The sequence below is a fragment of the Subtercola sp. RTI3 genome, assembly GCF_035018625.1.
Classification (GTDB): Bacteria; Actinomycetota; Actinomycetes; order Actinomycetales; family Microbacteriaceae; genus Subtercola; species Subtercola vilae.
The window spans coordinates 25672-48489 of the sequence record NZ_JASJXO010000011.1; the positions used below are offsets into that span (position 1 = coordinate 25672).

The 22818-nt window shown below is 65.4% G+C and carries 20 protein-coding genes and 1 tRNA gene; 7 read left to right on the plus strand and 14 right to left on the minus strand.

The features are described from left to right. Positions 1–361: 361 nt before the first annotated feature. Positions 362–943 (plus strand): hypothetical protein, encoded by a 582-nt coding sequence (locus tag QN358_RS06435; protein ID WP_323511897.1) that lies wholly within the window; start codon positions 362–364, stop codon positions 941–943. Continuing rightward, a complete protein-coding gene (locus tag QN358_RS06440) occupies positions 940–1224 on the plus strand; it encodes a hypothetical protein (RefSeq protein ID WP_323511898.1) in 285 nt (94 codons plus the stop codon). Before QN358_RS06435 ends, QN358_RS06440 begins: the two co-directional genes overlap by 4 nt. Before the next feature lie 30 nt (positions 1225–1254). On the opposite strand, the gene QN358_RS06445 is transcribed toward QN358_RS06440, so the two are convergent. Continuing rightward, positions 1255–1344, minus strand: a tRNA-Ser gene (locus tag QN358_RS06445). Between the two features lie 158 nt (positions 1345–1502). On the opposite strand from QN358_RS06445, the gene mgrA reads away from it, so the two are divergent. The 4 genes from mgrA to radA all read left to right on the plus strand — a co-directional run bounded on the left by mgrA (position 1503) and on the right by radA (position 5670). Then, positions 1503–2531 carry an L-glyceraldehyde 3-phosphate reductase gene (mgrA, locus tag QN358_RS06450; protein ID WP_136640638.1) on the plus strand — a complete coding sequence of 343 codons (1029 nt, stop codon included), beginning with the start codon at positions 1503–1505 and terminating at the stop codon, positions 2529–2531. Between the two features lie 43 nt (positions 2532–2574). Continuing rightward, positions 2575–3327, plus strand: a complete 753-nt coding sequence (locus QN358_RS06455; RefSeq protein WP_136640637.1) for a PIG-L deacetylase family protein — start codon at positions 2575–2577, stop codon at positions 3325–3327. Between the two features lie 86 nt (positions 3328–3413). Then, positions 3414–4190, plus strand: a complete 777-nt coding sequence (locus QN358_RS06460; protein ID WP_323511899.1) for a hypothetical protein — start codon at positions 3414–3416, stop codon at positions 4188–4190. A 100-nt stretch (positions 4191–4290) separates the two neighbouring features. Then, complete coding sequence (gene radA / locus QN358_RS06465) at positions 4291–5670, plus strand: DNA repair protein RadA (RefSeq protein ID WP_323511900.1); 1380 nt, start codon at positions 4291–4293, stop codon at positions 5668–5670. A gap of 60 nt (positions 5671–5730) precedes the next feature. On the opposite strand, the gene QN358_RS06470 is transcribed toward radA, so the two are convergent. The 8 genes from QN358_RS06470 to QN358_RS06505 form a co-directional block, all read right to left on the minus strand. Continuing rightward, positions 5731–7530, minus strand: a complete 1800-nt coding sequence (locus tag QN358_RS06470; protein WP_323511901.1) for a carboxylesterase/lipase family protein — start codon at positions 7528–7530, stop codon at positions 5731–5733. Between the two features lie 132 nt (positions 7531–7662). After that, entirely contained in the window at positions 7663–8391 is a 729-nt protein-coding gene (locus QN358_RS06475; RefSeq protein WP_323511902.1) for a hypothetical protein, read from the minus strand. Between the two features lie 205 nt (positions 8392–8596). Beyond that, positions 8597–10294 (minus strand): phosphoenolpyruvate--protein phosphotransferase, encoded by a 1698-nt coding sequence (ptsP, locus tag QN358_RS06480; RefSeq protein ID WP_323511903.1) that lies wholly within the window; start codon positions 10292–10294, stop codon positions 8597–8599. Positions 10295–10346: 52 nt separating this feature from the next. Next, the gene (locus QN358_RS06485) at positions 10347–10832 is read right to left on the minus strand and encodes an 8-oxo-dGTP diphosphatase (protein WP_323511904.1); all 486 of its coding nucleotides are present in this window, start codon (positions 10830–10832) and stop codon (positions 10347–10349) included. 85 nt (positions 10833–10917) lie between these two features. After that, positions 10918–11457 (minus strand): amino-acid N-acetyltransferase, encoded by a 540-nt coding sequence (locus QN358_RS06490; protein WP_323511905.1) that lies wholly within the window; start codon positions 11455–11457, stop codon positions 10918–10920. A gap of 172 nt (positions 11458–11629) precedes the next feature. Then, the gene (locus tag QN358_RS06495) at positions 11630–14119 is read right to left on the minus strand and encodes an ATP-dependent Clp protease ATP-binding subunit (protein ID WP_323511906.1); all 2490 of its coding nucleotides are present in this window, start codon (positions 14117–14119) and stop codon (positions 11630–11632) included. 97 nt (positions 14120–14216) lie between these two features. Further along, a complete protein-coding gene (locus tag QN358_RS06500) occupies positions 14217–15644 on the minus strand; it encodes a hypothetical protein (RefSeq protein WP_323511907.1) in 1428 nt (475 codons plus the stop codon). 8 nt (positions 15645–15652) lie between these two features. Then, complete coding sequence (locus QN358_RS06505) at positions 15653–17170, minus strand: DUF4214 domain-containing protein (RefSeq protein ID WP_323511908.1); 1518 nt, start codon at positions 17168–17170, stop codon at positions 15653–15655. 123 nt (positions 17171–17293) lie between these two features. Here QN358_RS06505 and QN358_RS06510 point away from each other — a divergent pair, with 123 nt between their 5' ends. Beyond that, entirely contained in the window at positions 17294–18316 is a 1023-nt protein-coding gene (locus QN358_RS06510) for a pirin family protein (RefSeq protein WP_323511909.1), read from the plus strand. Positions 18317–18384: 68 nt separating this feature from the next. Here QN358_RS06510 and cls read toward each other — a convergent pair whose 3' ends face one another. The 5 genes from cls to panC form a co-directional block, all read right to left on the minus strand. Further along, positions 18385–19842 (minus strand): cardiolipin synthase, encoded by a 1458-nt coding sequence (gene cls / locus QN358_RS06515; protein ID WP_323511910.1) that lies wholly within the window; start codon positions 19840–19842, stop codon positions 18385–18387. A gap of 83 nt (positions 19843–19925) precedes the next feature. Next, entirely contained in the window at positions 19926–20084 is a 159-nt protein-coding gene (locus QN358_RS06520; RefSeq protein WP_162849196.1) for a hypothetical protein, read from the minus strand. A gap of 28 nt (positions 20085–20112) precedes the next feature. Next, the gene (locus tag QN358_RS06525; RefSeq protein ID WP_323511911.1) at positions 20113–20280 is read right to left on the minus strand and encodes a hypothetical protein; all 168 of its coding nucleotides are present in this window, start codon (positions 20278–20280) and stop codon (positions 20113–20115) included. 8 nt (positions 20281–20288) lie between these two features. Then, positions 20289–21830, minus strand: a complete 1542-nt coding sequence (gene lysS, locus QN358_RS06530; RefSeq protein WP_136640627.1) for a lysine--tRNA ligase — start codon at positions 21828–21830, stop codon at positions 20289–20291. A 57-nt stretch (positions 21831–21887) separates the two neighbouring features. Then, on the minus strand, positions 21888–22760 hold the full coding sequence (panC, locus tag QN358_RS06535; RefSeq protein ID WP_323511912.1) for a pantoate--beta-alanine ligase: 873 nt from the start codon (positions 22758–22760) through the stop codon (positions 21888–21890). Positions 22761–22818 lie beyond the last annotated feature (58 nt).

Here is a 22818-nt window from a genome sequence, read left to right on the forward strand (position 1 = left end):
AACACAACCCACGTCCTTCCAAGCGTCCGCCCTTTAAACCGTCAACAGCCGACCACTTACCTCGAACCGCTGACGGTGCCTCCAAAACCAAAGGTTTGTGAGGCACCCCGCTCCCCCCGGAACAGTTCGGCGAAAGTTCCGATTTGTCCGGGTGCTGTCTGTCTCGGAAACTCGTCTCGTAGTCGTTCGTGCCTCATGCCTGTTTTTAGGGCTTCCTGGGGCAGGGAGAGCATCGAGAAGCTTTAGGTATGCGCCCGATGTACCGCTGCTAGGGATTTCCGCGACGACCTGGTGATTCATTTTATATACATATAGACTTATATGTATGCAGGATAATGCAAATGGGAATGCAACGAAGACCATGAAGCTCGATGCACTCCCTCCGGAGACGTTTACCTTTACTGAAGCCCGTAACGCTGGGTTGCAGGTCAGAGACCTGCAGAAGCTGCTCGACCTTCGTGAGATCGAACGTGTCGGCCGCGGACGTTATCGTCGCACCGATGCCCCATTCGCCGACTTGAGTCTCATCGAAATCTCAACACGGGCCTCTCTCTCCACAATCTGCCTGACCAGCGCATTAGCTCGATACGACCTGATGGACGCGATACCCGAAAGGATCGACATCGCGCTCCCCCGCAACACCAGTCACCCGAAGACAATCGCGTCAGTACACTGGCACTCCTTCGATACTTCGACGTTCAACATCGAACGTCGCGAGACACCGATCGAGGGCAGCAGCGTCACTATCGGCATGTACAGCCCAGAGCGCTCGATCATCGACGCGTTCCGACTTCGCGGCTACGTCGGCTACGAAATCGCCACGGAGGCGCTGCGCAACTGGCTCCGGCTTCGCGGATCCCGTCCCGCGAAGCTCATCGAAATCGCCCGTCAGATCCCCCGGTCCGAAGGGCCGCTCCGCACCGCACTGGAGTACCTCACGTGACAAGCGCAGCCACCACCAGCGCCAAACTAACCACCCTAGCCCGCGAACAAGGACTCAACTCACACGAGACACACGTGCTCTATGTGCTCGAACGGTTTCTCGACCGTCTCGGCCGAACAAAGTACTCGGAGGACTTTGTCGCTGGAACCCTGAAACACAACCCTGGACTGAATGATTTCGCCCTTGGCCAAGAGCGTTTCAGACACGCGCTTTCCGAGCCGACGACGACGCGCATACCTGCAGCACATGGGCGAATTGTGGGCAAATCGCACACCAAGTAAGAGAAAAAGCGCTTCTGATCAGGGGTTTTATGGCGGTACCGGTGGGATTTGAACCCACGGTGCTCTTTCAAGCACACATGTTTTCGAGACATGTACCTTCGGCCGCTCGGACACGGTACCGGGGAATACCTTACGGCACCCGGCAGCGCCGCGCCAATCGGCGAGCAGCGAGCGGAGAGCGGCGACTGCGACCCGCGTCGGTGCCGATGGTGTTGAAGCGGGCACAGGTCGGCCCCTTTCTCCAAGCGATGGAGCGGGTGACATGACAAGATCGATCTGTGACCTATTCAGCAGCGGAGAACCGCTATGACCTCCTTCCCTACCGACGCACCGGGCGCAGTGGCCTGAAACTGCCTGCCGTGTCGCTCGGCCTCTGGCAGAACTTCGGCGACACGACGTCTACCGAGACGCAGCGCGCCATTCTCCGCCGCGCTTTCGACAGCGGCGTCACCCACATCGACCTGGCGAACAACTACGGGCCGCCCTACGGCAGTGCAGAGACGAACTTCGGGCGCATCTTCGCCGAAGACTTCGCCCCGTACCGCGACGAGATGGTCATTTCGAGCAAGGCGGGCTACGACATGTGGCCGGGGCCGTACGGTGACCTCGGTTCACGCAAGTATCTGCTGGCGTCGCTCGACCAGAGCCTCTCCCGCATGGGGCTCGACTACGTCGACATCTTCTACTCCCACCGAGCCGACCCCGACACCCCGCTCGAAGAGACGATGGGTGCCTTGCATACGGCGGTCACCTCGGGCCGGGCCCTGTACGCAGGCATCTCGAGCTATTCACCCGAGCGCACCGTCGCGGCGGCACGCATCCTGGCCGACCTCGGTACTCCCCTGCTCATTCACCAGCCGTCGTACTCCATGTTCAACCGGTGGATCGAGAGCGGCCTTCTCGACACCCTCGGCGACCTCGGCGTCGGCTGCATCGCGTTCTCGCCACTCGCGCAGGGTCTGCTGACCGACCGCTACCTCGGCGGAATTCCTTCCGATTCGCGGGCGGCCCTGAACGGCTCGATGCAGCAGAGCTTCGTCAACGACGACACCCTGACGCACCTGCGCGCGCTGAACGACATCGCGTCGGGCCGCGGACAGACACTGGCGCAACTCGCCCTGTCGTGGGCGCTGCGTGACGAGCGGGTGACGTCAGTACTCATCGGTGCGTCGAGCGTCAAGCAGCTCGATGACAACCTTGCGGCCACCCAGAACCTGTCATTCGAGCAGAGCGAGCTCGATGCCATCGACGAGCACGCCGTTGAGGCGGGCATCAACCTCTGGGCGACGTCGAGCGCGGTGCAGTAGAACAGCCGGGCACTGGTTCAGATCTCGACCGTAGGGTTCACAGATGGTATTCCCCGAGCTGACAGAGGGCGGCGGCGGTTCTTCCGAACCGACCGTGCTGCTGCTGCACGCGCACCCCGATGACGAGACCATCGCCACGGGTGGCCTGATGGCCCATCTCGTGAGCGGTGGTGTGCGGGTGGTGCTGCTCACGGGTACTCGGGGCGAGCGCGGCGAGGTGGTCGCCGGCCCGCTCGAGCACCTCGAGGGCACGGCCGAGCTGGCCGCGGTGCGCGTGCACGAGCTCTCCCAAGCGCTCGCTGAGCTGGGTGTCACTGAGCATCGATTCCTCGGCACCTCACGGTTATATTCCGATTCAGGAATGCGGTGGGGCGACGATGGCTTTGCCAAGGCGGCGTCTGATGCTCCCGCCGATGCGCTGAGCCTGGCTCCGTTCGAGCAGGTCGTCGCCGAGATCGGTGCGGTCATTGCTGAGGTCACACCCTCGCTGGTGGTGACGTACGACGAGCGGGGTGGGTACGGGCATCCGGATCACGTGCGAATCCACGAGGCCGGCATCGACGCGGCGTCTGCAGCCGGTGTCCCCGTGTACGTCATCGTCGCAGAAGCCGCCGAAGCCGAAGCCGAAGCCGGTGACATCGCCGTGCCGCTCGGGCCTTTTCGGGCGGCCAAGATGCGGGCGCTCGGCGCGCATCGCACGCAACTCAGTGTCGACGGCGACGACATCGTGCACTCGGGCGGGCAGCGGCAGAACATTCCTGAAGTCGAGGTCTTTCGGCGATGGAAGAGCTCCTGAGTTCGCTAGTACCCAAGTGTTAAGCTCGCCTTACTAGGTCATGTAAAAACGCGCTTGATATCTTACTGGAAGGCACATTTACCCAAATGAGCTACATCACATCCCCCGCCTTCGAAAAGAAGGGCTACGTCGTACTCGACGCGTACGACCAAGCCGCCGACCCGCAAGAGTGGCTCAACCTCCAATACGTCGACTGGAAGTCGTCGGGCGACACCCGCTGGGCCCCGCTCGCGAGCGCCTTCGGCGAGATGGAGTGCAACGGGTTCTGGAACCATACCCCTCCGCGCACCGACAAAGACGGGGTCTGGGTGCAGGCAAACGTCGACAAGGCCCCCATTCTGAAGGCCCGCGCCGAAGAGCCCGGCGCGAACGTCGGGCGCTGCCGCGTCATCGAACTGCAGCCGAACGACTATGCAGGCGCCATCTACAACCTGCACCAAGACGACAACAACCGCCTCAACCCCGACGGCACCGGCTGGATCGTGCGCAGCTTCTTCAACCTCAGCGACGACCCCGACTCGGTGCTGATTCTGCGCGAAGACCGGTTCGACCCCGAGACCGAGGTGCGCATCCCACTCCCGGCGGGCTCGCAGGTCGTCGTCGACACCCAGCGGTTCTGGCACGCGGTGTGGCACACCGGCCCCGCGCCCCGGTACTCACTGATCTCATCGTGGACCTCGGGCCCCGAACTCGACGCCTACGTCCAGAAGTACCACGGCGCTCCCCAGGCGGCCAACCCGCCACTCGACCAAGCGGTCATCGACGACGCCCAGTTCCAGATGAAGCGCCGCCTCGCCGAGCGCGCGGCAACCCTCGCCGCGCAGGGCAAGAAAGACCACGCGCCGAAAGACCCCGAGGCGTAGCAGGCCGCTTCACTCGCTCACACGGCTCCGGATGCCCGGGCTCTCCACAGAGGGGAGCGCGGGTTCGGGCACTGTCGGTGGCCCCGCCTATCGTTGAGTCATGCCAACCAAGCCCCTCAGCAACTTCAAGTGCACCGAATGCGGCTGGACCACCCTGCGGTGGGCCGGTCGTTGCGGTGAATGCCAATCGTGGGGCACGGTCGTCTCTGCGGCCGAGACCACGGGGTTGCAGGGCCAGGTGCGCGCGGTCAATCTCGAAGAGGGCCGCATTGCCCGCCCCATCACCGAGATCGAGACCGACGCGGCCACCCACTGGGCCACCGGTATCACCGAGTTCGACCGCGTGCTGGGCGGCGGCCTGGTGCCCGGCGTCGCCATTCTGCTGTCGGGTGAACCGGGCGTCGGCAAGTCGACGCTGCTACTCGAGGTTGCGGCGCGAGCGGCCCAGGAGCACCTCCGCGTGCTCTACGTCAGCGCCGAAGAGTCGGTCGGTCAGATCAAGATGCGGGCCGAACGAACCGGCTCCCTCTCCCCCACCCTCATGCTCGCCGCCGAGACCGACCTGGCCACGATTCTCGGCCAGATCGACGCGGTCATGCCGCACCTGGTCATCGTTGATTCGGTTCAGACTGTCAGCAGCTCCACCATCGAGGGCTCGGCTGGCGGCCCCACCCAGGTGCGGGCCGTCGCGTCGGCTCTCATTCGGGTGGCGAAAGAGCGCTCGCTGCCGGTGCTGCTCGTCGGGCACGTCACCAAAGACGGGTCTATTGCCGGCCCCCGTGTGCTCGAGCACCTCGTCGACGTCGTGTGCCAGTTCGAAGGCGACCGGCAGACGTCGCTGCGTTTCGTTCGCACGCTGAAGAACAGGTTCGGTCCCACCGACGAGGTGGGCTGCTTCGAGATGACGGGCGAAGGTATTCGCGAAGTACCCGACCCGAGCGGTCTGTTTCTCAGCCGGGGCAGCGAGGCCGTGAGCGGCACCTGTGTCACGGTCGCTCTCGAAGGGCGGCGCGCGCTGCCCGTCGAGGTTCAGGCTCTCGTCGTCGGCACCACCGCGCCGAACCCGCGCCGGGTCACGAACGGGGTCGACTCCTCACGCGTGTCGATGCTCCTCGCGGTTCTCGAGCGCCGCATGAAGGTCAGGCTGAGCGACAAAGACGTGTATGTGTCGACCGTCGGCGGGGTGAAGCTCACCGAACCGGCGGCCGACCTGGCCATCGCGCTCGCCATTGCCTCCGCCGCGAGCGACCTCGCGCTGCCGCACAATTTCGTCGCGTTCGGCGAGATCAGCCTCGCGGGCGAGGTGCGGCCCGTCACCTCGAGCGCCCTCCGCGCCACCGAGGCCAAGCGGCTCGGCTTCACCAACCTGGTCGGTCCGGGCGAGACAGCCATTCGCGCGGCATTCGCGCGGGCGTTCAATGGTGCTCGCTCGGGCGGGCCGGCGGGTGTGGAGTCTGGGGGCGGCCTCGAGAGGAAGTGAAGCAACAGCAGCCGCGACAGCGCCAACGACAGCTGACAGCGACAGCGACAGCTGAAGGTGTCACACGTGCGGAACGAACGCCAGCCAGGCGAGACGACGAGAACGGCGTGGGTCTGACTCGATACGGTCATCGCTGTCAATGATGAGGGTGCGGCGGCGCGCTTCGTCGTAGCGGGGCCACACGAGAACGCGGGACTGGTCGAGAGCGCGGGACGGGTGGGGAGCGCGGGACTGGTCGAGAACGCGGGACTGGTCGTGAGCGCGGGTGGTACGACGCGTTCGGGGCACCGAGGCGCGAGCTTGCGGCAGGTTGGACGCGGGTGACAGGTCGGCTGCGAGGGTCGGCACGGGAGCGGATGCCGGTTCTCGTGCGGAGTCGGGGAGGCGGGCATCCGGAACCCCGGTGTAGGCGAACGACGACCAGTAGCGCCGCATGCGGGCGCCGGCGCGGAGGAACGGGCGGCGGCCTCCGAGAAGGGTCATCGTGTGCCCGAAGGGAGAGCCGAGACGGTCGAACACCGCGAAGAGTTCGAGGCCGTGCGTGGCGTCGAACCCGGCGAGCCGCACGAGCCGTGGGGCGAGGTCGAAGCGATAGAAGTACACGGGGGCGAAGCGCGAATGCCGTTCGGCCACCTTCACCGTGGGGTACCAGAACGCGTAGTCTCCGCCGAAATCGGCGGCAGGGCGCTTGGCCGGCAGGCCCGGGTACTCGGCCTTGATCGCCTTGCGCGCCTTCTTTTTCGTCTTCGAGAAGATGGCGCGGATGCGCTGGGGTGTCGTCGCAAGGATGTCGAGGCGCCCGGTGAAGAGAGCTCCTTCGCGATCGTTTGTGCCGATGATGAGCGGAATCGGATGCGCACGCCCGGCTTTGAACGCATCGAGGGGGCGTTCGGGCAGAAAGTCCCCGTCGATGACGGGGCAGAGGGCGATGGTTCCGGGGTCGGAGTCAGGGGCCCTCGTGGTGAGAGCATCTGTCGCCCGCACGAGGTCTCGCCAGTCGGCCGTGACCAGCATTTCGCCCGCGTCTTCGGCCGTGGTGTTCTCGACGCTGTCATTGGCGATGCGCGAGCTCAGCAGTTCGACGAACTGCGCGCCCCACTCGCGGGTGAGGTCGGGTGGGTAGACCGCATTCGTGGGTGAGCTCTGGGCGATGGCTCGGGCGAAGAGTCCGGATGCCCGGGGCACGGTCATGAGCGTCGTCACCGCGTTCGCCCCGGCCGACTCCCCGAACAGCGTTACGCGCAGAGGGTCGCCCCCGAACTCGCGGATGTTCGCCTGGATCCACTCGAGCGCCGCTACGCAGTCCTTCAGACCGAGGTTGTTCTCGATCGGGCGCTCGGGCGTCGAGTACCCGGTGAAGTCGAGAAAGCCGAGGGCTCCGAGGCGGTAGTTGATGCTGACGTAGACCACGTTTCCGTCGCGAGCGAGGGTGTCGCCGTTGCGCGGCACCTCCGACGAGGAGCCGACGCTGTACGCCCCGCCGTGAATGAACACCATGACGGGCAGCAGCGGTGCGGCATCCGGCGCCGCGTTCGGACGCATCGAAACCGTGTCGGCAGCTGGCCGGGCCGGGCGCACGATGTTGAGGGTCAGGCAGTCTTCGCCCATCGGCGCGTTCTTCGCGGCGCCGATGAAGTTGCCCTCCCGCGACTGGGCCGACACCGCCCCGAATCGGCTGGCATCCCGGATGCCCGTGAAAGGTTCGGGCGGCCTGGGGCCGCGAAACCGCAGGGCTCCGACGGGTGGAGCTGCGAACGGAATTCCGCGCCACGCTTCGATGCCGCGCTCACGCACCCCACGTACGACGCCTTCGCGCGTGCGAACCTCGAGACCGGGCGACGTTCGGGCGCGGGTCAGCATAAGCCGATCCTAACCCGCCAACATTACGCGCGGGGGCTGCCGCGTCACGCTTCCCCGGCGTCGACTTTCCCCAGAACGTCGACAAAGGCCAGCCGAGGCGACGAAGTGGGGAAACTCGATGCCCCGAGAGGGTCAGTAGAGGAGGAACTGGGCTGAGGCCGCGGAGGCGATGCCGTCGACCGAGACGGTGAGGTGGTACGACGCGCCACCCGCGGGAACGGAGGCCGGGGCCGAGGCGCCGCATGTGCTGGGCGAGGAGCGGGCGCGGTTCCAGGCGAACGGGGTTGAGCTCACCGTTTGGCCGGGTGCGAGCATGGCGGCGGTGTCGGATGCGTCGGTCTGGCAGTCGGTCGACTTCCAGTAGACCTCGGTTCCGCTGGTGATGGTGTAGATCTGCTTCGAGGTTCCGGCGTTGATGGTGCAGGGGTCGGCGCCGGTGTTGACGATGGTGAACGACAGTTTGGGCTGCGATCCGGCGGAGTAGCTGTTCGAGTCGGTGACGGCGGTCACGGTGATGTTGCCGGCGGCGCAGGCAGCCGATCCATCGGCAGTCGACGTGGCGGCGGGAGCAGCGGGGGTCGCGGCCGGGTCTGGCGCGGCAGCGGTGGCGGGCGGGTCAGCGGGTGCAGGGGTGGCCGACGTGGATGCTGCGGGGCCCTGCTGCGGGGCATCCGACGCACCCGCAGCCGCCGTGCTGCCGGGGGCGGCCGTCGGGCTCGTCGCGCCACTGGCGACCGCGCGGATGATCAGCACCACCGCCACGATCACGATGATGACGCCCACCAGTGCAACCAGGCGGCGCCGGCGATACACCTTCGCCGAAGGGCGGCGGCGGGCGGGCGGATGCCCCGGCGTAGACATTCTGCAAGGTTACCGACCGCTGCAGCGGTGCGCCGGCGGGGCTCGCCGCCGGCGCTCGGCGTGGCCCGCCACGGTGGGCGGATTCCCAGCCTGGAGCAAGCAACGCACGCAATGCAAGCAGCGCACGCAGCGGCGCGTGCGGGCGCGCGGGCGGGCGCGAGGGCGTGCGGGCGCGCGGGCGGGCGCGAGGGCGTGCGGGCGCGCCTCAGCCGATCGCGTTCGCCGCCGAAAGCCCGGTCACGGCCGCGCGGGCACGCGCAGCCGAGGTGGCCGCCACCGCGACGCGGGCGAGTTCGCGCGTCTCGGCGAGGGTGTGGCGGGCGAGTTCGGCCCGAACATCCGCGATGGCCGCCGGGGTCATCGAGAGTGTTGTCACACCGAGCCCCACCAGCACGACGGCCAGCAGCGGGTCGGCCGCGGCCTCGCCGCACACCCCGACGGGCTTGCCGGCCACACGCCCGGCCTCGCCGAGCATGCCCACGAGTCGCAGAACCGCGGGGTGCCACGGGTCTTGCAGGTTCGCCACGGAGCCGAGCAGCCGGTCGGCTGCGAGCGTGTACTGGGTGAGGTCGTTCGTACCGATGCTGACAAAGTCGGCCACGTCGAAGATCTGGTCGGCCACGAGCGCCGACGAGGGAACCTCGGCCATGACTCCGGCGACCTGAATGCCGAGTTCGCGCGCGAATGACACGAAGTATTCGGCGTCGTCGGCGTCGGCCACCATGGGTGCCATGACCCACAGTTCGACCTTCTCGCCGGGCTCGAGGTCGTCGCGATGCCCATTGACGCGCGCCTCAGCGGTCGCGAGGGCGAGGAGCTGGTCACGCAGAATGTCTTCGGCTGCGCGCAGGGCACGAATACCACGGAGGCCGAGAGCCGGGTTCTCCTCCTTCGCGTCATTCAGAAAGCTCAGCGGTTTGTCGGCACCGGCATCGAGCACACGAACGACAACTTTCTTGCCCACGAACGCGCGCAACATGGCTTCGTATTGGGTGACCTGCGACTCGACCGAGGGCGCCTCAGTGGAGTCGAGAAACAGAAACTCGGTGCGAAAGAGCCCAACACCTTCGGCCCCGAGCGCGAGTGCCTCAGCGGCGCCCTCGGCAGACCCGAGGTTGGCGAGGAGCGGTACGAGGGTTCCGTCGGCCAGAGCCCCGGGCCGTAGCGGCGCCGCAGCCTCGGCCGCGCGCTGGGCGATGCGCTCGGTGGCGCGTTCGACGTCGGAGTCGGCCGGCTCGGTGAGAACGGTTCCGGCACCAGCGTCGAGCACGACCAGCGTTCCGTCGGCCAGGTTCTCGGCCCCCTTCACACCCACGATGGCGGGGATCGACTTCGACCGCGCCAGAATCGCGGTGTGCGAGGTGGGCCCACCTTCGCGGGTGATCAGCCCGACGACCTTCTCGAGGTCGAGCAGCGCCGTGTCGGCCGGTGCGAGGTCGTGGGCGACGAGGATGAACGGGGTCGCCGACTCGGGCACCCCCGGCGCCGGCACGCCCCGGAGGTGTGCGATGATGCGCTGCGAAACGTCGTCGAGGTCGGCGGCCCGCTCGGCCATGTACCCACCCATCTGAACGAGCAGGTCGCGAAAACCAGCGAACGCCTCGAACACGGCGCGATCGGCGGTTCTACCGCTGCCAAGGCGCGTCTGGATGTCTTCGACAATGGTGGGGTCTTCTGCCATCAGCGACTGGGCGTTCAACACGTCTTGGGCTTCTCCGCCGGCAGCAGCACCGCGTGCCAGAAGGTCGGCAGCGACGGCGGCGAGCGAGACCTCGATGCGCGCGAGCTCTGCTTCAGGTTCAGCCGTGCTCGGCTCGTCTGTGGGCTCGGCGAGAGGTTCGGGCATCCGGAGCGTTGAAGCGACCGCAAGACCGCGACCGACGCCCACACCGTGTAACAGCATTGATTTGCTCCTTAGAAGTGGCAACTCCATCAACACTAACGCGGCGCCGAGGTCAGGCCTGCGGCAGATTCGTCTCGGCCACCGTCGCGTTGTCTGCCTGAAACGAGAAGCGCGCGCGAACCGTCTCGCCGGCAAGCACCCGCGGCAGCCAGAACCTCGCATCGTGCCACATCGAGTCGTAGGGAATCTCGTCGAGGGCGAACCAACGGGGCGCAAGTTCGACACTCGCCTGAGGTTCGCCCTGCCACACCTCGGCCACGAAAACGGTCGAATTCTGACTCCACGACGGCTTGTACGGAAACTCGTACACCAGATACCCGGCCTGCCGAAGGTCTGCTGGGGCTATGCGGATGCCCGTTTCCTCTGCCACCTCGCGCACGATGGCGTCTAGGGCGCTTTCGCCCGCCTCGAGCTTGCCGCCGGGCCCCACGACCTTGCCGATGCCGAGCCCAGTGAGCTTCTCGCCGAGCAGAACCTCGCGCCGGCCACCCGCTCGCTGCCGGATGAGGTAGCAGACGCACACCTCGTAGCCGCTCATCGGCGGGCAGTGGGGCCGGTGACCCCCGTGAGACCGGCGACGCAAAAAAGTGGGGTGGGCGTGAGCTGCCCGATGCAACTCCGGCTCACAGGTGCTTCAGCATGCGCGTGTTGCCGAGGGTGTTCGGCTTCACGCGCGCGAGGTCGAGAAACTCGGCCACGCCCTCGTCGGGTGAGCGAACGAGTTCGGCGTAGACATCCGGAGCCACCAATGCCAGGGGCGAGGCCACGAAGTCGTGGCGTTCGAAGAAGGCGACCTCGAAGGTGAGGCAGAACAGCCGCGACAGCCCGAGCTCGCGAGCGTCGCGCTCGATCGACTCGAGGAGGGCATGGCCGACGCCCTTGCCGAGGTACGCCGGGTCGACGGCGAGCGTTCGCACCTCCCCCAGGTCTTCCCAGAAGACATGGAGGGCGCCGCAGCCGATGGGGGTGCCCTCAGCGTCGACCGCGATACGAAACTCCTGCACGGCCTCGTAGTAGACCACGGCGTCTTTGCCGAGCAGCACGCGGGTCTGCACGAGTGGTTCGGCGAGGCGTTGGATATAGGGCACATCTGACGTACGCGCGCGTCGCACCGTGATCGGCCCGAGTGCGGGGCGAACGGCGGACACGTCTGAGTTGGTCACGCTCCATCCTTGCAGCCCCGCCCGTTTTCACGAAAACCACTGCGCGTGCCCGCTTCAGGTGACGAGCCGCCGCGGTGAACGGCGAAAGGGCCGGCCACGGTGAGGTGGCCGGCCCTTTCGGGTGAAGCGGGGTGGTGCTGGTGAAGCGGGGTGGTGCAGTTGGCGCTGGCGCCTAGTCGATCGCCGGCGCAGCCGCGCCCTCGGCCGTGATGGCGGCAAGCGGCTCGGGCGACGTTGTGAGGAAGGTGAACTCCCCCTCGACGAAGTCGACGTAGATGTGATCGCCGGCGTTCAGCTCACCAAGCAGGATGCGCTCAGAGAGTCGGTCTTCGACCTCGTTCTGCATTGCGCGGCGAAGCGGTCGAGCACCGAGTGACGGGTCGAACCCGACCTCGATGAGACGTTCTTTGCTCGACAGCGACAGCTCGATGGTCAGGTCGCGATCCATCAGGCGGTCGCGAAGGCGGCCGATGAACAGGTCGACGATCTGCAGCAGCTCTTCTTTCGACAGCTGCGGGAACACGATGGTGTCATCGACGCGGTTCAGGAACTCGGGCTTGAAGTGCTTCTTGAGCTCTTCGTTCACCTTGCCCTTCATGCGGTCGTACGACGTCGAGACGTTCGTCTGCGACTGGAAGCCGATGGGCGAACCGGTGATGTCTTTCGTACCGAGGTTGGTGGTCATGATGATCACCGTGTTCTTGAAGTCGACAACACGACCCTGGCCATCAGTCAGCCGGCCCTCTTCGAGAATCTGAAGCAGCGAGTTGAAGATGTCGGGGTGAGCCTTCTCGATCTCGTCGAACAGCACCACGCTAAAGGGCTTGCGGCGCACCTTCTCGGTGAGCTGGCCGCCCTCTTCGAAGCCGACGAATCCGGGAGGAGCACCGAACAGACGAGAAACGGTGTGCTTCTCGCCGTACTCGCTCATGTCGAGCGAGATGAGGGCGTTCTCGTCGTCGAAGAGGAACTCGGCGAGCGCCTTCGCGAGCTCGGTCTTGCCGACACCCGTGGGGCCGGCGAAGATGAACGAACCCGAGGGGCGCTTGGGGTCTTTGAGGCCTGACCGCGTGCGGCGAATCGTGCGAGACAGAGCCGCGATGGCCTCTTCTTGCCCGATGACACGCTCGTGCAGCGCCTTCTCCATGAACATGAGTCGCGACGACTCTTCTTCGGTGAGCTTGAACACCGGGATGCCCGTGGCCTGCGCCAGAACCTCGGCGATCAGCCCCTCGTCGACGATGCCCGACGCCTTCACGTCGCCCGACTTCCACTTCTTCTCGAGCCGCAGACGCTCACCGAGCAGGTTCTTCTCCTCGTCGCGGAGAGACGCGGCCTTCTCGAAGTCTTGTTCCTCGATCGCAGCCTCTTTGCGGCCACGAACGAGTGCGATGCGCTCGTCGAACTCGCGAAGCTCCGGCGGCGCCGACAGAATCGAGAGGCGAAGGCGTGCGCCGGCCTCATCGATCAGGTCGATGGCCTTGTCGGGCAGGAAGCGGTCGGCCACGTACCGGTCAGCGAGGTTCGCTGCGGCGACAATGGCACCGTCGGTGATCGACACCTTGTGGAAGGCCTCGTACTTGTCGCGAAGCCCCTTCAAGATGTTGATCGTGTGGGGCAGCGTGGGCTCGGCGACCTGAATGGGCTGGAAGCGGCGCTCGAGCGCAGCGTCTTTCTCGAAGTGCTTGCGGTACTCATCGAGCGTGGTCGCGCCGATGGTCTGCAGTTCACCGCGGGCCAACAGCGGCTTCAGGATGCTCGCGGCGTCTATTGCGCCCTCAGCAGCCCCGGCACCGACGAGCGTGTGGATCTCGTCGATGAAGGTGATGATGTCGCCGCGGGTGCGGATCTCCTTCGTGACCTTCTTCAGGCGCTCTTCGAAGTCGCCCCGGTAGCGTGAACCCGCGATGAGCGACCCGAGGTCGAGCGTGTAGAGCTGCTTGTCTTTCAGCGTCTCGGGAACATCGCCCCGAACGATGGCCTGGGCGAGGCCCTCGACGACGGCGGTCTTGCCGACACCGGGCTCACCGATGAGAACAGGGTTGTTCTTCGACCGGCGCGACAAGATCTGCATCACGCGCTCGATCTCTTTCTCGCGCCCGATGACCGGGTCGAGTTTGTTGTCGCGCGCGGCCTGCGTGAGGTTGCGGCCGAACTGGTCGAGAATCTGCGAGCCCTTGTCGGGCGCCTGGTCGTTGCCACCCACGGCGACGGCCTCTTTGCCCTGGTACCCGCTCAGCAGCTGAATGACCTGCTGGCGAACACGGTTGAGGTCAGCACCGAGCTTGACCAGAACCTGGGCGGCGACGCCTTCACCCTCGCGAATGAGGCCGAGCAGGATGTGCTCGGTGCCGATGTAGTTGTGACCGAGCTGCAGGGCCTCGCGAAGCGACAGCTCGAGCACCTTCTTGGCACGCGGCGTGAACGGAATGTGACCGGTGGGCTGCTGCTGGCCTTGGCCGATGATGTCCTGCACCTGCTCGCGCACGGCGTCGAGCGAGATGCCGAGTGACTCGAGCGCCTTGGCAGCGACACCTTCGCCCTCGTGAATGAGCCCGAGCAGGATGTGCTCGGTGCCGATGTAGTTGTGGTTGAGCATCTTGGCTTCTTCTTGGGCCAAAACGACGACGCGACGGGCACGGTCGGTAAATCTCTCAAACATGCTGACTCCTTGGGTACCGGGGCAGTGACGGTAACCGGTACATAAATGCTAACCACCGAGGTTCGGCATTGCTGCTGTGTTCGCCGTGGGCAGATATCTATACGTCGGTGAACCTGGTCTGGGCGCGATTGAAATATTCCTGACTACCGCTGAAGCTGACACGCAGCGCGGTGTCGCCCTGCGTGCGTGCCCGAATCGCCCACATCTGCAACCCGTCATGGTCTGGATCGCGGCCGAGGTACGCCCGATACATGCCCGTCACCCGCTGTTCTAGCACCTCGGGTGCCTGCCAGAGCTGGTCAATCACCCAGGTTCGCCCGTGCTCAGCGATCATTTGAACCCAGAACGCCCACTCGCTCGGTGATCCGCTTCGGTTCAGCAACGTCACATACAGACGCTGCATGAAGACCGTCGGCGTGTTGTTCGCTGCCCTCTGAAAATATTCGTCGGACGAATAGAACGACCTTTCAATGTCGTCGGTCGTCAGCACCCCGGCTTGCATCGCGTGCAGCCAGTTCAGACGGCCCGCGGCCTCTGGGGGCCTGCCGAGAATAGTGTTGTATGCCTTGTCGATGCGAATCAGTCGGTACTCTTCGCTGGTCACGAAACCCTGCGCCACGAGACTGTAGTCTCCGGATGCCCCTACTGACTTCGACCAAAACACGATGTCGCTCGCGCTGGGCCTCCGGCCGAGGAAGTCGGCGTACAGCGCCGTGACCTCTGCATTGACATCAACCCGCACTCCGGCGACGGGCGCGATGAGCTGTGAGAGGTTCACGCTCAGCTGCACCACGTCGTAGCGCTGCACGATCACTTCTGGCGCAACCGCGTGTCGGCCGACGGTTGCGCTGCCGCTGTAGTCGACGATCACCTGATAGCGCCCGGGGTAAAGAAAGTTGAAATTGTGGATCGGGTAGGACGAGACCGCGACGGGATCCTCCCGCAGAGTGACGTTGCGCCAGCTCGACGACGAATCGTCGTACACCAGCAGAGACCAGCTGAAGTTCTGAATATCAGCGGGCACCGAACATCCGTAACACCCGTTACCGATCCCGATACTGGTATCGAGTTCACCGGTGCCCCTCAAGGTGTAATCGAGCGACTGGGTCTGCCCCGCGATCACGATCACTGGCGTGCCCCGCTGGTTGACCACGGTGCTGCCGAACCACTCGAGCGTCCTGGTTTGATACCACGTTTCGTCGAAGAATTTGACATAGTAATTGTCAGCAGCGGGCAGACCGGAGAAGGTGAATAGTCCGTCAGCCGATTGCTGGTCGCCCGAACGCATGGCGTGTCCGTTCGTTTCGACGCCCGAACCGTCGATGGCCCAAACGTAGACTTCCACATTATTTTTGGGCTGCCCGTCGGTACCGCGAACCACGCCGCTGATCGTTCCGGTGCCGACATCTGCCCGCGCCACCGCGTGGGTCGGCGGCATCACTTCTGTCCCGGCGAAGGCCGGCCCCACGGTTCCGAGGATGGCGGCGACGACCAAGGCCGACACCATTCCCGCGATAGCGCGCATCCGATCCTCTACAGAAAACGGTACTGGCTGCGGATGTAGTATTCGTCGCTGCCGGTGAGGCCGGCGCGCAGGCCGGAGTCACCGATCTGTAAGGCGACACCGACCCATGCGGCAAGCCCACTGCTGTCGGGAACCCGGCCGAGGTACAACTGGTACATGTTCGAGACGCGCTGCTGGATCGTCTCGGGCGTGATCCAGAACTGGTTGATGACCCAGGCCCGACCGTGGGTCTGAATCGCCGACGCCCAGAAGCTGTAGTCGCTGCTGGTGCCGCTGCGGCCGAGAAGGGTCGTGTAGATCGCCGCCATGAACTTCTCGTTCGTGCCGCCCTGCCGGTTGAAGTACTCGGCCGAGGCGTAGAACGAGGTCTCAATGTCATCAGTCGTCAGAATGCCGGCCTTCATGCCGTTCAGCCAGTTCAGCCGCCCAGCCGCCTCGGGTTCGCGCCCGAGAATGGCTCGATAGGCCGCATCGATGCGGATGTAGCGGTACTCGTCACTCTGCACGAAGCCTGTCGCAATGATGTTGGGGTTTGCGCCCTGCTGAATCTGGTTGCCCCAGAAGGCCACATCTGAAGCGTTCGGCAGACGCTTCAGAAAGTCGTAGTAGAGCGCGTTGACGTTCTCGTTCACGTCAGAGTAGATGCCGGCGACCGGGGAGACCAGGAGGCGCGAAATCACGTTCTGCGGCGTCGTCTCGCCTGCGTTCAACACGAAATCCGGCGAATAGGAGTACGCGGCGAACGGGGTGGTGCCGTTGGGGTAGATGAACACGCTGTAGCCGTAGCCCGGGTAGAGCGAGTTGAACCCGTAGCTGCCGTCGGGTGCGGGGTGGCCCGAGTCGACGAAGACGTACGTATCGGTGCTGGCCTGATAGGCACGAATGACGATCATGGTGTTCACAGGGTCGGGCGGAGTCGAACACGTCGTGCAGGTCGCCGTTCCGGTAATGCCCGAAGTGACCTGCATCTGATAGCTCGCGTCGAACGACTGGCTATCTGCGAGGGTGATCTCGGTGCCGTAGGTGGTGAACTGACTGCCGCCGTAGTACTGGTACGACGGGTAGAACGATCCGGCTGTGTCATCGAAGCCCACGACGAACGTTCCCGCGGCAAGACGGGGGAAGGCGAATGCTCCAGTCGGGCCGGAGGTGACCGTCTGAAGCGGCGTTCCGTTGCCATCCGCATCAATACTCAACAACGTCACGGGAATGCCAGCCAACGCCCCCTTGTTCACGAAGCCGACCATGCCCGAGATGCTCGAGGTTCCGGCCACTTCTTCGTGCGCGCCCTGCATCGACGCTGACGCCGGTGCGCTCGCACGCGCGTACGGCGGCGTCACCCGCTCGGTCGGGGTAACGACGGGAACGGTGGGCAGGGCATCCGTCGAGGCCGCGGTGCCCAGAACGATGCTGGAGCCCATTGTCTCGACTGAACCGCTGAGGCCCGCCGCCGTGGCCGATGGCCCGGCCGCCATCACTGTCGACATGATCACTACTGCGGCGACAGCCGCGGCGAAAACCTTCACGTTCCCCTATTTCTGCACATTGAGCTGCCGTCCCCCGGCAGTGCAGTCAACCTATCAGTAACCGGTGAAGTGGCGGTGTGCCGCAAGAGAACGACGCGCTGGCCCAGAACCTACGATTGACTCGTGAGCAACCTCGAACGTCACCCCACCGAAGTGGTCGAGTGCTCGACCGAGCCGACCCACCTCATCAGCATCATGCAGCCGCGAGAGGTTCCGCTCGGCGGCCCCCGCGCGCTCACGGTGAGACGCACCCTGCCGAGTAAGGGCCGCACCATGATCGGTGCCTGGTGTTTTCTCGACCACTACGGGCCCGATCCGGTGGCCGCGACGGGCGGCATGCGGGTTCCGCCGCATCCGCACACCGGCCTGCAGACCGTGTCGTGGCTGTTCGAGGGCGAGATCGAGCACCGCGACAGCGTCGGCAGCCACGCCATCGTGCGGCCGGGCGAACTCAACCTGATGACCGCGGGGCGCGGCATCAGCCACTCCGAGGTCTCGACGCCCGGCACCACCGTGCTGCACGGAGCACAGCTCTGGGTGGCACTGCCCGAAACAGAGCGGCACCGGATGCCCTCGTTCGAGAGCCACGTGTCGAAGAAGGTGCGCGTGGGTGACGCGGCGCTTCAGGTGTTCGTCGGAGAACTCGCGGGCGAGCGTGCCGACGCGAGTACCTTCAGCGCGCTGGTCGCCGCTCAGGTCGACCTTTCGCCGCGAGGCAGCGCCCAACTGCCCGTGCAACCCGGGTTCGAATACGGGGTTCTGGTCGACAGCGGTGAGGTGGGCATCCGGTCGTCGCTCGACGAAAACGAGACACAGGTCGTCAGGCACGAACTCGCACACGTGGGCACCGGATGCACGACCCTCACCTTCACCGCGGGCCCCGACCCCGCGCGGCTGCTGCTCATCGGCGGCGAACCTCTCGGCGAGAAGCTTCTGATGTGGTGGAACTTCGTGGGCCGCACGCACGAGGAGATCGTGGCGTACCGCGCGGCGTGGCAAGCTGAGGCGCTGGGCATCGGCGGCCCGCCGCCCGCGGGCACCGAAGACTTCTTCACCGCAACGCTTCCCGGCACGACGCACGGGTTCGAGGGCGGGCCACTACCGGCTCCCGAGCTGCCCACGGTTCGCCTCAAGCCCCGCGGCTGAGCATCCGGAGCCCTAGCGGAACGCTGGCCGGAGCCCCACCGAAGCCCTGGCCGAAACAGCCGCAGCGCCTATTGCAGCCCCGACGTCAACCGCGCGAGGTTGTCGAGCACCGTCGAGCGCAGCGGCTGGCGCTCCCACTCGTCGAGCGTGAGCCGGCGGCTGAGGGCGCGGTAGCCGTCTTCGACCTCGCGCATCTCGCGCACGAAGCTGGCGCCGCGCACCATCATCGAGACCTCCATGTTGAGGCTGAACGAGCGCATGTCCATGTTGCTCGAGCCGATGACGGCGACGTCGTCGTCGATGGTGAAGTGCTTGGCGTGCAGAATGTAGGGCTTGCGGTACATCCAGACCTCGACGCCGGCCTTCAGCAGGGCCTCGTAGTACGAGCGCTGGGCGTGGTAGACGAGCGCCTGGTCGCCGATCTCCGAGACGAACAGCTGCACCTCGACGCCGCGCTGGGTGGCGGTGGTGATGGCATAGAGCATGGCATCGTCGGGCACGAAGTAGGGCGAGGTGATGATGATCTTCTTCTGCGCGTAGTAGAGCAGCGCCAGAAACAGCCGCAGGTTGTTCTCGCCGTCGAAACCGGGGCCACTCGGCACGACCTGGCAGTCGAGCGCGTCGGCCTCGTCGTAGATGACGTCGGGCGTGATGGCCTCGGTCTCACGCACCAGCAACTCGTCGGTCTCGCTGTACCAGTCGGTGATGAAAATGGCGTTCAGCCCGTTCACGATGGGGCCTTGTACCCGCGTCATGAGGTCTTTCCACTTCAACCCGCGGCGCCGATTGACACGCTTGTTGTAGCTGCGGTCGATCATGTTCTGCGAACCCATGTAGCCGACCCGCCCGTCGATGACGAGTACTTTGCGATGATTGCGGAGGTCTGGGCGCTGGTACCGGCCGCGCAACGGCTGAACGGGCAGCATGAAGTGCCAGATCACGCCGATCTTCTGCAGTTGGCGAACCGTCTGGCGATGGCCAGGTGAGCGGATCGATGCGATGTGGTCGAGCAGCACTCGCACAACCACCCCACGTTTCACGGCGTTCCCGAGCGCGGCGAAGAAGTCGGCAGTGACCCCGTCATACGCCATGATGTAGAACTCACAGTGCACGAACTTCGTGGCTGCGTTCACGTCGGCCGTCATCTCGGCGATCGACTGGGCGTAGTCGCCGATGAGGCGGGCCCTGTTGCCGCCGACCAATGGCATGGCGCCGAGCGTGCGGTTCAGTTCGACCACAGAGCGCAGCCACGGGGGCCACGGATGATCGTTGCTGACCCGATCGATGCCTTCGGTGGTCTCGATGATGAAGTCATTGATGGCCTGCTGCTTGTCGCGGCGCTTCTTCGGCAGTTTGTAGCTCCCGATGAGCAGAAAGACGAGCACCCCGAGGTAGGGAATCAGAAAGATGGCCAGCAGCCAGGCCATGGCCGAGCTCGGTCGCCGGTTTCTCGGCACCACGATGATGGCAGTGACACGAATACCGAAGTCGACAACGAAGGCTACGACGATGGCAATCACCGTCATTTGGTCACCAGAGATCAGGTGCCCCTTTCATCGCGCAGAAACAACACCCTGCATACCGTATCGGCTACCGGGGGCGAGCGACGTTACAGGCCGCGCTTGCTGCGCTCTTCGGCCTCGATACGGGCGAGCACCTTGCGCTCGGTCTTGTCTGAGCGAACGATGGCGCGCATGATGAACCAGAAGAGCAGGCCGACGGCGATTGTCGGAAAGAGTGCGGCGAGTGCGCCCCAGAGATCGTTCATTGTGCTTCTACCCTACGCCGTGAAGCTGTCAGTTCGACTTGGTGACGAATTCGACGAAACCCACGATGAGGAAGGTCAGGCCGACGCCGGCCACCACGAGACGCGCGGCGATGAGGCGCTTGCGCTTCTCGGCCTCGCTCGGGCCCTGCGGGGCATCCGGTTGCTGCTGCTCGGGCGTCTGCCCGCTGTCGGTCACGGCCGGCTCTACTTCACCAGCGGAAACAGGATGGTCTCACGAATGCCGAGCCCGGTGAGTGCCATCAGCAGGCGGTCGACGCCCATGCCGAGGCCGCCGGAGGGGGGCATGCCGAACTCGAGCGCGCGCAGAAATTCTTCGTCGAGTCGCATGGCCTCATCGTCGCCCGCCGCACCCAGCTTGGCCTGCTCGATGAACCTCTCGCGCTGGATGACCGGGTCGACGAGCTCGGAGTACGCCGTGGCCAGCTCAAACCCGCGAATGTACAGATCCCACTTCTCGACGACACCCGCGATCGAGCGGTGCGCGCGCGTGAGTGGGCTGGTCTCGACCGGGAAGTCCATCACGAACGTGGGCGAGTCGAGCGAACCCTTCACGAAGTGCTCCCACAGCTCTTCGACGTACTTGCCGTGGTTCGGCAGGTGAACCTCGACACCTTCGCGCGCGGCGAGCGCCTTCAGCTCGTCGAGACTCGTCGCGGGTGTGATCGGGATGCCCGATGCCTCACTCAGCGATTCGTACATGCTGATGCGCTGCCACTGCCCACCGAGGTCGTACTCGGTGCCGTCGGCCCAGGTCACCACGTGCGAGCCGGCCACCGCGAGGGCGGCGTTCTGAATGAGCGTCTGGGTCAGCTCGGCCATGGTGTTGTAGTCGCCATAGGCCTCGTACGCCTCGAGCATCGCAAACTCGGGGCTGTGGGTGGAGTCCGCGCCTTCGTTGCGAAAATTGCGGTTGATTTCGAACACGCGGTCGATGCCGCCCACCACCGCGCGCTTCAGAAAGAGCTCGGGAGCGATGCGCAGGTACAGCTCGGTGTCGAAGGCGTTGCTCCAGGTGGAGAACGGTCGCGCAGCGGCGCCGCCGTGCATGGTCTGCAGCATGGGCGTCTCGACCTCGATGAACTCGCGGTCGGCGAACGTCTTGCGCATGCTGGCCACGGCGGCCGCGCGGGTGCGCACCATGACGCGGGCCTCATCGCGCACGATCAGGTCTAGGTAGCGGCTTCGCATACGGGTCTCTTCGCTGAGCTCACTGTGCAGGTTCGGCAACGGCAGCAGGGCCTTCGACGCGATCTGCCACTCGGCCACCATCACCGACAGCTCACCGCGGCGCGACGAGATGACCTCGCCGCTCACGAACAGGTGATCGCCCAGGTCGACGAAGTCTTTGAAGGCGGCCAGCGACTCGTCGCCGACGGCGGCCAGCGAGACCATGGCCTGGATGCGCGTTCCGTCGCCCGACTGCAGCGAGACGAAGCACAGCTTGCCGGTGTTGCGCAGGTGCACCACGCGCCCCGCGATACCGACGGTGTCGCCCGTTCTCTGGTCGGCCACGAGTTCGCCATACTGCGCGCGAACGACGGGGATGGTGGTGGTCACGGGAACAGAGACGGGGTACGCCTGAAGGCCCTGCTCGAGCATCCGTTCGCGCTTGGCCATGCGGATGACCTGCTGCTCGCTCGTCGCGGCAGCCTCGGCAGCGGCTTCTGCTTCTGCTTCTGCTGCGGCGTCACTCGGGTCGAACGGCTCGGCTGGTGTTTCGGTCATGCGGCGGGGCTCCTTGAAAGTCTCGCCCAGCTTACAAGCAGCGCACCGCGCGGCGTCTCAGCCGCCGAGGTAGACGAACTCGTTGTCGATGAGGCGGGTGGTGCCCACGCGGGCGGCCACCAATACCTGCGCCCGACCGTGGAAGTTGTCGTCGACCGGCAGGAAGGTGGCCGGGTTGACCACGCTCAGGTATTCGAGCGTGACGAGCGGCTGGCCCATGCTGGCCGCCTGCGCTGCCGCGATGAGCGAGTCGATTCCGCTGACGGCGGCCGACTCGGCCGCTTCGAGAACAGCCGAGAGCACGCGCGCCGCGACGCGCTCACGCTCGTCGAGGTACGTGTTGCGGCTCGAGAGCGCCAAGCCGTCGGTCTCACGAACGGTGTCGACGACCTCGACGGTGACGGGGATGTTCAGGTCGCGCACCATGCGGCTCACCACGAACACCTGCTGGCCGTCTTTCTGGCCGAACAGTACCGAGGTCGGCTGCACGATGTTCAGCAGCTTGTTGACCACGATGAGCACGCCGTCGAAGTGGCCAGCCCGGCTGCGGCCCTCGAGAAGGGTGCCCACGTGGCCGGCCGAGATCTTCGTCTGCGTGCGGCCCTCGGGGTACATCTCGGCTGCGGTGGGTGCGAAGACGATGGTGGGGCCGGTGCGATCGAGCGCGGCGAGGTCTGCGTCGAGCGTGCGGGGGTAGGTCTCAAGGTCTTCGCCCTCGCCGAACTGCAGCGGGTTGACGAAAATCGAGACGACCACGATATCGCCCACTTCACGGGCCCGGGTGACGAGGGCGAGGTGACCGTCGTGCAGTGCACCCATGGTGGGAACGAGTGCCACCGTCGGGTTCGTGACGCCGCGGAGGCGTGCATCGTCTTGCGCGAGCGCGATCTGCTCGCGCACCTCGGCGATGGTGACAGCGAGCGTCGGCACCGGTACTCCTTATATTGACGGCGCCGCCAGACAGGCCAAGCGCCGTGAAAAGGTTACT